General features: G+C 70.8%; 12 protein-coding genes and 1 pseudogene. 3 read left to right on the plus strand and 10 right to left on the minus strand.

All coding sequences use genetic code 11. The annotated features are described in order from the left end of the window. Positions 1-101 precede the first annotated feature (101 nt). The gene (locus CES90_RS47810) at positions 102-797 is read left to right on the plus strand and encodes a response regulator (protein WP_229914532.1); all 696 of its coding nucleotides are present in this window, start codon (positions 102-104) and stop codon (positions 795-797) included. After that, positions 794-1,903: a sensor histidine kinase gene (locus CES90_RS47815; protein WP_189788536.1), complete on the plus strand. Its 1,110-nt coding sequence runs from the start codon at positions 794-796 to the stop codon at positions 1,901-1,903. The genes CES90_RS47810 and CES90_RS47815 overlap by 4 nt, the downstream gene beginning before the upstream one ends. A gap of 148 nt (positions 1,904-2,051) precedes the next feature. Here the strand turns inward: CES90_RS47815 and CES90_RS51830 are convergent. From CES90_RS51830 to CES90_RS47865, 10 genes and pseudogenes are all read right to left on the minus strand, one after another. Then, a pseudogene (locus CES90_RS51830) lies at positions 2,052-2,197 on the minus strand (DUF6624 domain-containing protein); the annotation flags it as partial. After that, positions 2,167-2,733, minus strand: a complete 567-nt coding sequence (locus tag CES90_RS47825) for an ANTAR domain-containing protein (RefSeq protein WP_332836416.1) — start codon at positions 2,731-2,733, stop codon at positions 2,167-2,169. The pseudogene CES90_RS51830 and the gene CES90_RS47825, both read right to left, overlap by 31 nt. A gap of 654 nt (positions 2,734-3,387) precedes the next feature. Then, positions 3,388-3,915 (minus strand): hypothetical protein, encoded by a 528-nt coding sequence (locus CES90_RS47830; RefSeq protein WP_189788533.1) that lies wholly within the window; start codon positions 3,913-3,915, stop codon positions 3,388-3,390. 102 nt (positions 3,916-4,017) lie between these two features. Continuing rightward, entirely contained in the window at positions 4,018-5,805 is a 1,788-nt protein-coding gene (locus CES90_RS47835) for an ABC transporter ATP-binding protein (protein WP_189788532.1), read from the minus strand. A gap of 76 nt (positions 5,806-5,881) precedes the next feature. Beyond that, positions 5,882-6,097, minus strand: a complete 216-nt coding sequence (locus CES90_RS47840) for a hypothetical protein (RefSeq protein WP_189788531.1) — start codon at positions 6,095-6,097, stop codon at positions 5,882-5,884. A gap of 459 nt (positions 6,098-6,556) precedes the next feature. Then, a complete protein-coding gene (locus CES90_RS47845; RefSeq protein WP_189788737.1) occupies positions 6,557-6,754 on the minus strand; it encodes a ferredoxin in 198 nt (65 codons plus the stop codon). A gap of 34 nt (positions 6,755-6,788) precedes the next feature. Beyond that, positions 6,789-7,988: a cytochrome P450 gene (locus CES90_RS47850; protein ID WP_229914555.1), complete on the minus strand. Its 1,200-nt coding sequence runs from the start codon at positions 7,986-7,988 to the stop codon at positions 6,789-6,791. A gap of 78 nt (positions 7,989-8,066) precedes the next feature. Then, positions 8,067-8,735 carry a TenA family protein gene (locus tag CES90_RS47855; RefSeq protein WP_189788738.1) on the minus strand — a complete coding sequence of 223 codons (669 nt, stop codon included), beginning with the start codon at positions 8,733-8,735 and terminating at the stop codon, positions 8,067-8,069. A gap of 67 nt (positions 8,736-8,802) precedes the next feature. Continuing rightward, on the minus strand, positions 8,803-10,644 hold the full coding sequence (gene asnB / locus CES90_RS47860) for an asparagine synthase (glutamine-hydrolyzing) (RefSeq protein WP_189788739.1): 1,842 nt from the start codon (positions 10,642-10,644) through the stop codon (positions 8,803-8,805). Continuing rightward, positions 10,632-11,825 (minus strand): nucleotide disphospho-sugar-binding domain-containing protein, encoded by a 1,194-nt coding sequence (locus tag CES90_RS47865; protein WP_189788740.1) that lies wholly within the window; start codon positions 11,823-11,825, stop codon positions 10,632-10,634. The genes asnB and CES90_RS47865 overlap by 13 nt, the downstream gene beginning before the upstream one ends. Positions 11,826-12,139: 314 nt before the next feature. On the opposite strand from CES90_RS47865, the gene metK reads away from it, so the two are divergent. Next, on the plus strand, positions 12,140-13,345 hold the full coding sequence (gene metK / locus CES90_RS47870; protein WP_189788741.1) for a methionine adenosyltransferase: 1,206 nt from the start codon (positions 12,140-12,142) through the stop codon (positions 13,343-13,345). Positions 13,346-13,411 lie beyond the last annotated feature (66 nt).

Below are 13,411 nucleotides of genomic sequence, written 5' to 3' on the forward strand. Positions count from 1 at the left end.
CGAGTGGTGGGTGCTACCCCGCCGTGTGGCTGGAGCTGCAGCTCAGCGGGCCGCCGGGACCGATCGGGGCTTTAGGGTCGAGTCGGCATGGGCCGGACGGTATGAACGAAGGGCAGGGGGAGCGCGTGATCCGGGTAATGGTGGTCGACGACGAGGCTCTGGTCCGCTCGGGCTTCCAGCTGATTCTGGGCGCGTCCGAGGACATCGAGGTCGTCGCGACCGCGAGCGGAGGCGAGGCGGTCGAGACGGTCCGCCGGGAGCGGCCCGACGTGGTGCTGCTGGACATCCGGATGCCGGACGTCGACGGGCTCACCGTGCTCCGGGAACTGCGCACGATGCCGGACCCGCCGGTGGTGGCGATGCTGACCACGTTCGACGCCGACGAGTACATCCTCACCGCCCTGCACTCCGGCGCGGCCGGTTTCCTCCTCAAGGACACCGAGCCCGAGCAGCTCGCCCACCTGGTGCGCACCCTGGCCGTGGGCGGTGTGGTGCTGTCCCCCAAGGCGTCGCGGACGCTGCTGCACAGCCACCCCGGCACCGGGACGGCCGTCGACGAGGAGGCCGCGCGGGTCCGGCTGCTCACCGCGCGGGAGCGCGACGTCCTCGTCCTGGTGGCGGAGGGGCTGTCGAACGCCGACATCGTGGCGCGTATCCACCTGGGGGCGGGCACGGTGAAGGACCACGTCAGCGCCATCCTGACGAAGCTTCGCGTGGCGAGCCGGGTGCAGGCGGCGCTGCTGGCGCAGCGGGCCGGGCTACTCGACGAGCGCCTGCGGTCGGAGGTCGGGGGATGAGCCGTGCACGCGCCCTATGGCAGCGGGTTCCCGCGCCGGTCATCGACCTCGCCCTGGTGGCCGCGGCGGCCGTGGACGTGCGGCTGAACAACTGGGAGCCCACGCGCCTCGAGCTCGCGCTGGCGGCTGTCGGGTGCACCGCGCTGGCCTTCCGGCGCCGGTTCCCGCTCGTCGTGTTCCTGCTCACCCTGCCCGTCGCGCTGATGCAGGATGTCGCCGTCGCTGTGCTCGCGGCGCTGTTCACCCTGGCCGAACGCTCCCGCAACCGCCGTCTCCTCGCCGTGTGCGTAGCCCTGGCCGCCGTCGCGAGCAGCACTCCGTGGCCCCTGGCCGAGGTCGACCGGACCATGACATTGGTCTTCTTCGTGTACGGCCTGGCTACGGCCGCGGCACCGGTCCTCTTCGGCCAGCTACTCCAGGCACAGCGGGACCTGGCGCGGCGGTTGGCCGAGATCGAGGAGGCAAGGGAACACGAGCGGACCCTGCACGCCCAGGCCGTCCTCGCTCGCGAACGCGCCCAGCTGGCCCGGGAGATGCACGACGTGGTCTCCCACCAGGTCAGCCTGATCGCCGTACGGGCCGGGGCGTTGCAGGTCGCCGCCCGGGACGTGGACGCCAAGGAGGCTGCTCGCACGATCCGTTCGCTGAGTGTCACCACGCTCGACGAACTGCGCACCATGGTCACACTGCTGCGGGCCTCCGGCGGCGACGCCACCGAGCTGACGCCTCAGCCCACCCTTGCCGACCTGAGTAAACTCGTGGAATCGAGCGGCACTCACGTACAGTTGACGGGGGAACTGCCGCCCACTGTGAGCACACCCACCCAACGCGCCCTCTACCGTACGGTTCAGGAAGCGCTGACCAACGTCCGCAAACACGCACCTGGCGCCACGGCCAGCGTCGAATTGTGGCAGGACGGCGACGGCATCGGAGTGACCGTCACCAACACCCCGTCCACGCGTCCTTCCCTATCCCTCCCCGGTTCCCAGCAAGGCCTTGTCGGACTACGGGAACGCGCCGACATCCTGCACGGCACCCTGGATGCGGGTCCGACCAGGGAAGGCGGCTACCGGGTGCGGCTGCGGATCCCGCTCAGCGCGGACTGAGCTGTTACTCAGGGCCTGTCCGGCGGATCATTACCTACGGCAGGTGAACCCTGGGCAGGGTGCGCCGGAAGCGGAAGCGGAAGCGGAAGCGGAAGCGGAAGCGGAAGCGGAAGCGGAAGCGGAAGCGGAAGCGGACGGGGCGGAGGCGTCAGGCCATTGCGAACTCGGCGACGTACTCGTCGAAGGGCTCGATGCCGACTTCTGCACGGAGTTCGTCCATGCGCTCGGGCTCTTCGCCGGCCAGGGAACCGGTGCCCCGTCCTTCACGACGGCGATCTGAGTGCCGTAGATCTGCTTTTTGGCGGTTGGCCCGTTGGTTCTTCGGCTCGGGGATGATCTGCTTGATCTACCGTCTGCGCAGGTAGCAGCGGTTGCGGTGGGAGGAATACGCCTTGTTCACCGCCGAGATGGTCCGGGCGGGTGCGAGGGTGCCCGCCGCCCAGACGGACAGCGCACTTGTGCTTTTCCACCTCCGCATCCAGCCTCTCCAAGATCGCCCTGTCGCGCGCTCGGCCAAGGGCCCATCCGATGACCTCGTCCGCGATGAGGTGGAGCTTGATGTTGAGGTGCTGGGAGACCGCGCGCAGCACCTCCCACCCTTCCTCGGGCGGCAACCGGTGCACTGCGATCAGGACGCCCAGAGCCTGATCGACCGTGGCATGTGAATGCACCGCTTGCTGTAGCTGGGCGTTCTCTTCCTGCAGCAGCATGACTTTCTCCTCGACTGCCCGATCGTGAGGGCGGCGGTGGGAAGACGAAGTCATCACGATTCCTATGCAGGGAAAGCGGGGGCTACCTCGCTCCTGCCCCGTGAGCAGCCGCCAAGACATCTTCGGCTATAGCGTCCCAGGGGACTGACGGATCCCTCCTCCGACCAGTGGGTAAGGGAGCCGGGGATGCTGCCCCACGCCGCTCACCAAGTGGCCGCCAATCAGCCGCCCATACCTTGCCGACACCACCAGTCCCTCATGCCGCATCCCACTGGTGGGGGGCGGCCGCCCTGCCACCCACCGATCATCGAGAGCCGCATCCGGGTCGGCGAGGCATGCGGCCTCCAGGAAAACAACGAGGTCATGGTCGGAATGCGCGAGACCTACATCCACACTCGTCCCGCCGCGGCGCACGGTCACCCGCCGACCGCCACTCTCGCCCAGCCGATGCACGACCACCAGCGCATCTCCCACATCACCCATGATCCCCCGCGCACGATCGGAACGAAGCCCGCCGACGGCCTCAGACGAGGAAGCAACATTTGTTCGATCCCTCATGCTCTTCCGTCGGCTCACGACGCCATGGTCCGCGGCCGGAAAACGGGCGCTGGCGCCCTGACCTGCGCTCCGCCGAGCATGCACGCTCGTCCCGCTCCCCGCCCTGACCGTCTCTGGTGCTGCGGCCGGACAGTGAACGTCCCGGCACCAGGCTGACAGCTCTGGTTTCCGCCTCGCCCACGGCGGACGACGAGAGCTACACGTGACAAGTCGCCGTCACTTCAGCAGGGTGCTGACCAAAGCGACGGCCACTCCCAGGAGCGCGTCCGCACAGCCGATCCTGAGAGCTCGTCCCCATGTGCTGCCCGCAGCCCGGGAAGCCAGCACGCCCCAGCCCAGCAGCAGGACGGTGTTGATGCCGAAGGCGACGTACTCGATGCCTGCCGAGCGCCACCAGCCAAGGCCCGCCCCCCACAGCAGCAGTGCGGTGGGCAGCGCCGCCACCACCAGCGGCCATTCAGCGAGCACGGCACGCACCACACCCCGTACGCCGGGACGTCCCTGCGCGTCGCGGTGGGCGATCTGGTGGGCGTAACCATGGGCCAGGGCCGAGGCGAGGGCGGTGAACAGGACCCACAGGGCGTCGTCCATGCGTGCCGCTCGAGTCGTCTCGCCGAACTGGGTGAGCGCGGCGACGGCCGAACTCGACACCAGCAGCCCGTACACGCCGCCGAACAGCGCGGTCGGCTGCGCCAGCCAGCTCCACACTGCACGTCTGTGACCGATGGCGGACTCGGTGTACATGGGCGGCCTTTCGCGGTCTTGGTCTGCGTGGGTGTGGGTGTGGTTGGTTGTCCGGCCGGGCGTGGGGCAGTGGCCGACCGGACTACCTCGCGTGTGGTGGGGTCATCGGGCGGGGGTCAGGAGCTGGGTGGCCGCCAGTTGTGCGTACAGCGGGTCCTCATCCACCAGTTCCTCGTGGGTGCCGACGGCGCGGACCCGGCCGGCGTCCATGACGACGATCCGGTCGGCGCCGGTCACCGTCGACAGGCGGTGGGCCACCACCAGCACGGTGGTTTCGCGGGCCACCTCGGTGACGACGTCCCGCAGCGCCAGCTCGTTGACGGCGTCGAGCTGCGAGGTCGCCTCGTCCAGGAGCAGCAGCCGGGGCTTGCGCAGCAGGGCGCGAGCGATGGCGACGCGCTGCCGCTCGCCGCCGGACAGCTTGGAGCCGCGGTGTCCGACCGGGGTGTCCAGGCCGTGGGGCAGGCGCTCGACGAGGGCGTCGAGCTTCGTCCGGGCCAGGACGTCGTGGATGTCGTCGTCCGTCGCGCCGGGCGCCGCGAAGACGAGGTTCTCCCTGAGAGTGCCGGCCAGCACGGGCGCGTCCTGCTCCACGTACCCGATGGCAGACCGCAGCTCGGCCAGGGACCAGTCCTGGACGTCCTTGCCGTCGACCAGGACCCGGCCGCCGGTGACCTCGTGGAACCGCTCGATGAGCGCGAAGACCGTCGACTTGCCCGCGCCCGAGGGACCGACGAAGGCCGTCGTCCCGGTGCCCGGCACCTCGAAGCTGACCTGGTGGTGGACGTACGGCAGACCGGGCCGGTAGCGGAAGGACACGTCCTCGAAGCGGACCGACGCCGGGCCCGGCACCGCCGCCTCCTGGCGGGGCGGGGTGTCCTGCCGCCCGATGACCGGCTCCGTCGCCAGACGTTCCACGGCCGCGATCCGGGAGATGGCGGCCGACCCCTCCTGGTAGGAGGACACGGCGTCGACCAGCCGGGACACCGGCTCCATCAGATAGAAGAGGTACAGCAGGAAGGCGATGAGGGTGGAGACCGGGATCTGCCCGGACGCCACGCGCGCCCCGCCGACGGCGAGCACCGCGAGGAAGGCCAGCTGTACGGCGAGTTCGTCGGCCGAGCCCGCCGCGGCCTCCCACTTCGCGCTCTTCACGCCGTGCCGCCACGCCCGCCGCGCCGCCGCCTCCACCCGGGCGGTCTCCCGGCCCTCGGCACCGGACGCCTTGACCGTGCGGAACGCCCCGAAGGCCCGCTCCAACGCGACGGAGATCTCCCCGACCGCCTCCTGCGCCCGCTCGGTGGCCCGCGCGATCCGCGGCATCACCAGCGCGACGGCCCCGCCGACCAGCACGACCACGCCGAGCGTCACACCCAGCAGCACGGCGTCGAGGAACGCCATCATCACGATCGCCGCGACGAACGCGACCGCGCCGGTGGCCGCGGAGACGACCGCCTGGGTGCTGACCGCCCGCAGCAGCGTCGTGTCCGCGGTGACGCGGGACATCAGATCACCCGGCGGGATCCGCTCGAACTCCGCGATCCGCAGCCGCAACAGCTGCCTCACCACGGTGCGTCGAGCGGCCAGGACCACCGACTCCGCCGTCCGCTCCAGCACATACGCGCCGAACGCCTCGACCGCCGTGCCCACCACCACCAGCACGGTGAGCCCGATCAGGATCCCGGCGATGGTCCCACCGGAGGCCATCCGGTCCACCAGCGCCTTCGTGGCCAACGGCTGCAACAGCGCCCCGGCGGCCCCGACCAGGGCACACAACAGACCAAGGGCAACGGCCCAACGGTGCGGCCGGACATACCCGTACAGCGCCCTGACCGTCTCCCGGGCAGACAGGGACGTCTCATCCTTCGCCGGGGCGGATGCGGTGTTCACAACATTCCTTCCTTCTGCGGTCCGCCCGGCACCGCATAGACGGTGCCGGGCGGACCGGGCGTGATGGTGTGTCGGCTCAACGGACGAGTCCGGCTGTGCTCGAGGAAAGGGCGCGCACCAACGCTTCGGGGCGCTCAGGGCGTACGACGAGCAGGACGAGGGCGCCCGCAGCCAGCACCAGGCCGAGGAACTCCAGGAAGTCGCCCCTGCGAGGGACCACGTCATGCCCCGGTTCGTCAGCTGGTGAGGCGAGGGAGGTGTCGGGCTCCTTGTGCCGCGCACGGTGGGTCATGCCTCCAGCCTGTAAGCCCGGTCGCCCCGCACCCATCCGGCAACCGTCGGGTCCACCCCCGCCGAGTGGCTGGACAAGACCATCGCCCGGTCGCACCGGACCGGGTCGGGTACGAGGTTCCGCCGGTTGGCAGGGCGGTACCCGCCGGTCGGCGGGGGCGTTACCGAAGCCTGCCGGATGGTCCGCCCCCTGAGCTCCGCGCGAGGTTTGCCGTATGACACAGACGCAGCCGCCGCAGGAGACGTCAGCTCTCCCGGAGAACTCGCCTCCGCCGCCCCGAACCTCCCCCGAGTCCGCCGCGCCGGCCTCGCCCGGTCCCTCGATGGGACGCCTCGTCGCAGGAAAGGTCGTGCCGGGCACGTGGCATGGCACGTGCCCGGCACGTGCCATGGCCGTGGCCCGGGAACCGAACCTCGGTTCCCGGGCCACGGCCATGGGGGAGGATCCGCCGCCGGGGCGTCAGCCGTTCTCGACGACCCGGATGGAGTTCGTCGGGCACGCGCGGACCGCGCGACGGACCTCCTCGTGCAGCCCGGTGTCCGGGTGCTCGTCCAGGACGAGGACCAGCCCCTCCTCGTCCTGGTCGAAGACACCGGGGAGCCGGTAGACGCACAGGCTGCTGACCGCGCAGGTCGCGGAGTTGGCTACCACACGCATGGCTGCTGCTCCCTCACCTCGTCGTCGGATGCCGTCACCAGTCCACCGGGATCTCGGTGAAGCCCTCCATGAAGCCGCCCAGCGCGCGCGGGAGACTCTCGGCCGGCTTGGCCAGGTGGATGTCGGGGAAGCGGCGCAGCAGGCTCTCCGTGGCGATCTGCAGCTCCATCCGGGCCAGCGCGGCGCCCACGCAGTAGTGGATGCCCGCGCCGAAGGTCATGTGGTGGTTCTCCTGGCGCCGGATGTCGAGCTCGAAGGGCTTGTCGAAGACCCGGGGGTCGCAGTTCGCGCCCTCCTCGGAGAGGAGCACACTGGTGCCCTTCTTGATCACCGTGCCGTCGGAGAGCGGGATGTCCTCGATGGCGTAGCGCATGGTGCCCACCGAGGAACCCATGATCTGGGTGCGCAGCAGCTCCTCGACGGTCGACGGGACCAGCGACCAGTCCGCCTGGATCTCCCGCACCAGGTCGGGGCGGTGCAGCAGCACGGCGGTGCCGGTGCCGATCTGGCTCGCGGTGGTGACGTAGCCCGCGATGAGCAGACCCTGGCACCAGAAGTGCAGCTCATGCTCGTTCATCCGGTTGTCGTCCTCGTCGCGGACCCGGATGAACTCGCTGATCAGGTCGTCGGCCGGATGCTTGCGCTTGTCCTCGATGAGATCGCCCAGGTACTTCCACAGGTTCTGCCGGGCCCTGCCGATCTCCTCCGGCGGCAGCTTGGTCACCGCGAGGAAGCCGTCCACATAGCCCCGGAACTGGTCACGGTCCTCGGCGGGCACACCGAGCAGCTTGCAGATCACCTTGATGGGCAGCGGGAACGCGAACGCCTCGTTGAGCTCGGCGGGCCGGGGGCCGGCCGCCATCTCGTCCAGCAGTTCGTCCGCGACCTCCTGGACGTACGGCCGCAGCGACTCGATGCGCCGGGCGGTGAACGCCTTCGTCACCAGGGAGCGCACCTGGGTGTGCTTGGGCGGGTCCGGGTCGATGTGCGGATCCATGAACAGGTCGTTGTCCTTGGAGATCCGGGCACAGTCCGGCCGGGCGATGTTCCGGGACAGCCGCTTGTCGGCGAACAGCGCGCGCACGTCCTGGTAACGGGTGACCAGCGTCGCGGTGTCACCGCTCGGCAGCGTCACCTCCATCGCCGAGGACTCGTGGACGTCCTTGAGCGCCTCCGGCATCTGCATGGGCGGGGTCCAGGCGAACGGATACCTGGGCGGGGTGTGAGTACTCACATCGATCCCTTCACACACGGTCTCGTCGGTTCGGTGTTCATCAATGGGCGGTGGTCGGCGGTCGTGGGTGGCCGGCGGTCACAGCGGCCAGCCGGACCTGGACCAGGCGGCCTCGGCGAAGGCCCACTCGTAGCGGATGCTGGTCGTGAAGTAGTCGATGAGTTCGGCGCGGCCGGGCGCGGCCATGCGCTCCCCGAGTTCGTCGTACGCGGCCATGAAGCCCTTCACCGCGTACTGGTAGCCCTCGCCCGGGTGGTAGACCTTGATCCACTCGGCGTAGCGGGAGCCCGGCACATGCCGTTCCAGCAGGTCGTCGGAGATCCGGTGGTTGAACCAGACCATGGGCAGCAGCGCCCCCATCCCCGCCGCCACCGTGGCGGCGGTGGCCGCGTGGAAGAAGGAGCAGTGTGCGTGGGTCGGCGCGGTGATCTCCGGCGACTCGGCCGCCGGCGGCAGCTGAAGCCGCGGTTCCAGTTCCGCGTACGCCCCGCGCAGCCGGTCCCTGGCCTCCAGCGAGCCCATGACCGAGCGGGCCAGCAGCGCGGCGTGGGCGTCCCACCGGGTGGCGGCGGCGGTACGGGCCAGCGCCCGGGCGTAGGCGGGCAGCAGATGGCTGGTGTCCTGCTCGACGAAGTACGCGAGCGACTCGGCCGGCAGCGAACCATCCCGCAGCCCCGCCCAGAACGGGTGCTCCTTGACCTTGGCGAGAACGGGTTCGGCCAGCTCCTGGAGTTCCTTGCTCAGCATGGGCATTCCGCTCCTGTCGGTTCTCGGGCTCGCTTCTCGGGCTCGGTTCTCGGGCTCGGTTCTCGGTTCACAGATCGAGGCGCACTCGGTAGTTACGCAGCCAGGTGTCCAGCTGCAGCACCATCTCCACGTCGCGCCGCTCCCCCCAGCCGCTGACCTCGATGGGCCGGTCTTGTGCGGAGAGCCGGGCGCAGGCCTCGCGGTCGAGCAGCGGGGCCACCGGCCCGGCGGGGTCGTTCACCACGGCGTCGAAGCGCTCCTTGAGCACCTGGCCGTAGCCCGGGTCCTGGGTGATCGGGAAGGGGCTCTTGCGGCGCTCGGTCACCGAGGCGGGCAGCAGGTCGGCCACGGCGGAGCGCAGGACGCTCTTCTCCCGGCCGTCCGCGGTCTTCATCTCCCAGGGGATGTTGTAGACGTACTCCACCAGGCGGTGGTCGCAGTACGGCACCCGCAGCTCCAGGCCGACCGCCATGCTCAGCCGGTCGTCCCGGGTGAGCAGCAGCGGCATCCAGCGGGTCAGATGGACATGGCTGACCCGCCGCATCCGGTGCTCCAGATCGGACTCGCCCTCCACCCGGGGCACTTCGGCCACGGCCTCCGCGTACCGCTGGGCGGCGTACCCGGGGACGTCGATCTTCCGCAGCAGTCCAGGGTCCAGCAGCCCGGTGCTCATCCCGTGCGGAGCCACCTTCAGCCCCATCGTCACCCAGGGGAAGTTCCCGGTGTCCACCAGCGACGGATCCTGGAACGACCGGTAACCGCCGAAGAGTTCGTCGGCCGCCTCGCCCATCAGCGCCACGGTCGAGCGCTGACGCACCGCGCGCAACAGCAGATACAGCGAGCGGTCCATGTCCGGGATCGGGCGTGGCAGGTCCTGGGAACGCAGCGCCGCCGCGTCGACCACCGGGTCGGCGAGATCCGCGGTGCGCAGCACCACCGGCTCATGGTCCGTGCCCACGTGCCGGGCCACCTCGGCGGCGTACGGCGCGTCCGGGTCCTCGTGCCAGAAGTCCTTCTGGAACCGTTCGGTGTGCCCCTCGAAGTCGACCGCGAACGTCCGGGGCCGGCTTCCGGCACGGGCGGCGAGAGCGGCGATGGCGCTGGAGTCCACACCGCCGGACAGCAGGGTGCACAGCGGCACGTCGGAGACCAGGTGCGCCTCGACCGACTCCGCGAGCAGGCCGCGCACCACATCCACGGTGGTGGCCGCGTCGTCGACATGGGGGCGGGCCGGCAGCGTCCAGTACGCCGACTCGGTCACTCCGCCCCGACCGACCACCGCCGTGTGACCCGCCGGCAGCTCCCGGACTCCGCGGTAGACCGCGTGCCCCGGTGTCGCGATGTACGCCAGCAGCTCCGCGAATCCCTCGGCGTCCACCGCGCACTCCAGCGACGGGTGGGCGAACAACGCCTTGGGCTCGGAGCCGAACAGCACACCGTGCGCGGTCCTCGCGTAGTACAGCGGCTTGATGCCCAGCCGGTCCCGCGCCAGCAGCAGCATGTCCCGGCCCGGATCCCAGACGGCGAACGCGAACATGCCCTCCAGGTGCTCGGCGCAGCGCTCGCCCCACTCCAGGTAGGCGCGCAGCACCACTTCGGTGTCCCCGGCGGTGCGGAAACGGTGTCCCAGCCCCTCCAACTGACGCCGCAGCTCACGGAAGTTGTAGATCTCGCCGTTGTGCACGACGACGGCCAGGGTGCGGCTGTCCTCCTCGGCGGTCATCGGCTGTGTGCTGTCCGCCAGGTCGATGACGGACAGCCTGCGGTGGCCCAGGGCGGCCCGCCGGTCGGTCCACACGGCCTCGTCGTCCGGGCCGCGATTGGCGAGTGTGGCGACCATCGCCCGTACGGTGCTGCCCTCCTCGCGGAGATCACGCCGGAAGTCGATCCAGCCCGCTATGCCGCACATGAGATCACCTTCGTCCGCAGTTCGCCCACGATGTCGGCGGGGGAGGGCCGGTCCAGCATCTCCGCCCGCAGCCGGCGGGCCGTCTCGCGCACCGCCGCCCCCGCCTCGGGGTCCAGCAGCCGCCCGGCCTCCTCGCGCAGCCGCTCCGGCGTCGCCTCGTCCCGGGAGAGCACCTCTCCCGCCCCGGCCGCGAAGACCCGCCCCGCGTGTCCGGTGTGGTCGGGCAGCTGCGGTACGAGCAGCAGCGGCACGCCGGCGCGCAGCGAGGTCAGCACAGTGCCCGCACCGCCGTGCGCCACCACCAGGTCGGCCTCCGGCACCAGTGCGTGCAGCGGGGCGTCCTCCACCACCCGGACCGCGCCGGGACCGGACAGCAGGGCCGGGTCCAGCAGCCCGCGTTGTGCGGCCGTCACCGCCAGCACCACCTCGGTGTCCGCGCCGCGCAGCGCCGCCGCGACCTCCCCGGCGAGGAAGAGTTCGGGGCTGAGCCGGGCCATGGTGTGACCCCACGTCACCAGCACCCGCCGGACACCCGGGGCGGGCGGGCCCAGCGGCCCCGGAGGACTGCCGACGCCGTTGTAGGGCACATGCCGCACCGGCAGTCGCGGGTAATCGGTGACCACCTGGAAGGTGTCGGGACACGGGTCGACGGTGACGGCTCCCAACGGGTCGAAGTCCGTCAGACCGTGCCGTTCGAGGATCGGGGCGAGCAGCCCGGGCAGCAGTCCGCGGGCCCGCAGCATCAGGTCGGTGCCGTACAGCACCCGTATCGCCGGAATCCCCACCGCCGCGGCGGCCAGCGGACCGGCCAGCGCGGTCGGCTCGTACACCACCGCGTCCGCACGCCAGTCACGGGCCAGCTCCACCAGGCCGTCGGTCATCGACTCCGCGTGCGCCTCGAACATCCGCAGCGCCCGGGGCCCCTTGCCCTCCCTGGGAGCCTGCGGACCGCCGGCGGACTCGCCGGCGGCCGACGGCAGCACATACCCGCGCACCATCCCGACCGCGTCGACGTTCTCGCCCACCACCGCGGCGGGCAGTCCGGTCCGGTCGATCTCCGGCTTCAGCGCGGGCTGACTGGCCATCAGCACCTCGTGCCCCGCTGCCCGGAAGGCCGAAGCCAGCGGCACCAGGGCGTACAGGTGCGAGGGCCAGGCCCAGGTCGTGAACAGTACGCGCATGGCTTCCGTCAGCCCCTTCATGACGTCGGTGGACCCCGGAACATCGGGTGGGTCCAGTGCGCGACCGACGGTGCGCCAACCGGCTAGCAATCAGCTCGCGATCTGCTCGACCGTCCTCAACTGCCGGATGTCCAGCCGCCCTTGAGCACCTCTGCAGTCCACTCGCCCAGCCTGTCGGGACCCGGAGCCGTTCCCGGAGCGCCATACATCCCCCGCAGCGCTCCGGGACGGCCCCGGGGCTGTTCAGACGACGACCCATCCCGGCTCGGTCGCACACCGTCCGGTACCCCGCCGAATCCGCCGCTGGAGGACCCGTGACCCGAAACCTGTTCACCTCGGAGTCCGTCACCGAGGGGCATCCCGACAAGATCGCCGACCAGATCAGCGACGCAATCCTGGACGCTCTGCTGGCCCAGGACCCGTCCGCACGCGTCGCGGTGGAGACCCTCATCGCCACCGGACAGGTGCACGTGGCCGGCGAGGTCACCACCAAGGGCTACGCCGACATCGCGAGCCTGGTCCGGCAGACCGTGCTCGGCATCGGCTACGACGCCTCGCAGAAGGGATTCGACGGCGCCTCCTGCGGGGTGTCCGTCTCCCTGGGCGCCCAGTCCCCGGACATCGCCCAGGGCGTGGACTCGGCCTACGAGCAGCGTGTCCAGGGGGAGTCCGACGAGCTCGACGGGCAGGGCGCCGGCGACCAGGGCCTGATGTTCGGCTTCGCCTGTGACGAGACCCCGGAACTGATGCCGCTGCCCATCATGCTCGCCCACCGCCTCTCCCAGCGCCTCACCGCGGTCCGCAAGGGGGGCGCTCTGCCGTATCTGCGGCCGGACGGCAAGACGCAGGTCACCATCGAGTACGACGGCCACCGCCCGGTGCGGCTGGACACCGTCGTCGTGTCCACCCAGCACGCTCCGGACATCTCCCTGGACAGCCTGCTGGCCCCGGACGTCCGCAAGTTCGTCGTCGAGCCCGTGCTCGGCGCGCTCGGCGACGACGGCACCAAGCTGGACACCGACGGCTACCGGCTGCTGGTCAACCCCACCGGGCGGTTCGAGATCGGCGGCCCCATGGGCGACGCGGGCCTGACCGGCCGCAAGATCATCATCGACACGTACGGCGGCATGGCCCGCCACGGCGGTGGCGCCTTCTCCGGCAAGGACCCCTCCAAGGTCGACCGCTCCGCCGCCTACGCGATGCGCTGGGTCGCCAAGAACGTCGTCGCGGCGGGCCTCGCCTCCCGCTGCGAGGTCCAGGTCGCCTACGCCATCGGCAAGGCCGAGCCGGTCGGCCTGTTCGTGGAGACCTTCGGCACCGAGAAGGTGGACGTGGACAGGATCGAGGCCGCCATCTCCTCGGTCTTCGACCTGCGCCCGGCCGCCATCATCCGCGACCTGGACCTGCTGCGCCCGATCTACGCCCAGACCGCGGCCTACGGACACTTCGGCCGTGAACTGCCCGACTTCACCTGGGAGCGCACCGACCGTGTGGCCGCACTGCGGTCCGCGATCGGCTGACACGAGACGACGGCCGGGTCCGCGATCGGCTGACACGACACGACGGCCGCCCCACCACCAGGCTCA

The organism is Streptomyces capitiformicae, from assembly GCF_002214185.1.
Lineage (GTDB): Bacteria > Actinomycetota > Actinomycetes > Streptomycetales > Streptomycetaceae > Streptomyces > Streptomyces capitiformicae.